Here is a 1156-nt window from a genome sequence, read left to right on the forward strand (position 1 = left end):
GTCATCTCGAACGTTTTCAGCGTTTCGGAGAGCTGTTGCAAGCTCTGCTGTAGTTGGTCGGCTTTCTGCTGCTGCTCTGAGATGCTCTGAATAAGCGTTAATTTCGAATTGTTCATGATAAAAGTCGCCTCTAAGTCGATGTCTTTTGCCACTTTTCAAAGTGGCAGTTAAGTATTCTTTACTTTGTTTGACCGATGCGATTCCTTCCAGTTGCTCAATACACTGGACAATATCTGCTCTGTTTTTTACTGTCAGAGTCCTTAAAAATGTTTGTACGTAGTTATCAACGAGCTTGCCAAACTGCTTTTTTGTAAGCGCCTCAAGATCTTGACCTGTAAAAATATTTTTAGCTTGAGCGTTGAGTTTTGCGACATAGTTTGGCTCTTGTGTCGTTTTCATCAAAAGCAGATCATCGGGGCGTGACCACTGGTACTTTGTGTTGAAGTAATCACGTAAAGAATCAAAATGCTTTTCATGGCCGGGTGGGGCAATATTGAGTGATTTACCGCTTTGAATATCTAGGCGTGGTGCTAGAACGTGGATATGCTTCGAGCCGTCATCGTCTGTGTGAAGCACGGCAAAAAGGTGGTACTGTGAGGGATCTAGTCCCGAAAAAGCATGCTTTTCAAACTCGTCTAAGACTTCTTTTATTTGTTCATCTGTCGGACTGTCTTCTTTTGACCATGCGATCACGCCACTGGTGTACTTCCACAAATGTGGACTTGAGTCACAGATGGCGTTAAATGTAGTCGCATCACCACGCAAAACATCAACACCTGCCCGAACATTGCCAAGATGATCGAACTTATCTAAAACATACGCTGAAGCGTGTGCGGCCGATCCTTTGCCGTGATTTAAAAATTTAATATGCACTTTCATCCTCCTCAGCAAGCTGTATCGAAGACAATTGCTTTTTAAGCCTTTCAGGGCTTTGTCTGCTGATTTTCGGAAGTGCAGGAAATACTTGTTCTAACTCGGTTTGAATGCCTTTTAAAACTGAAAAAATGCTGAAAATATCTAACTTGCGTTGCTCTTGCGGATCAGCATTTTTGATGATGTTCAATGCTCGTGCAATTTGGTTTAAGTTGTTCCCGATTTTGGATAGCTCAAGCAGTAAAGCAGGATCTGTTTTTTGATAGCGTTTAACCACTTCAAT

At 42.0% G+C, this 1156-nt stretch carries 2 protein-coding genes; both read right to left on the bottom strand.

Annotation, left to right across the window (positions count from 1 at the left end):
* The coding region (locus tag FTV31_RS17030; protein WP_180015821.1) for a relaxase/mobilization nuclease domain-containing protein at positions 1-879 on the bottom strand (879 nt) is incomplete at its 3' end.
* Positions 863-1156: plasmid mobilization relaxosome protein MobC (mobC, locus tag FTV31_RS17035; RefSeq protein WP_180015823.1), on the bottom strand; the 294-nt coding region annotated here is incomplete at its 5' end. The genes mobC and FTV31_RS17030, both read right to left, overlap by 17 nt.

Source organism: Acinetobacter sp. YH16031 (assembly GCF_013417335.1).
In the GTDB taxonomy this organism is placed as follows: Bacteria; Pseudomonadota; Gammaproteobacteria; order Pseudomonadales; family Moraxellaceae; genus Acinetobacter.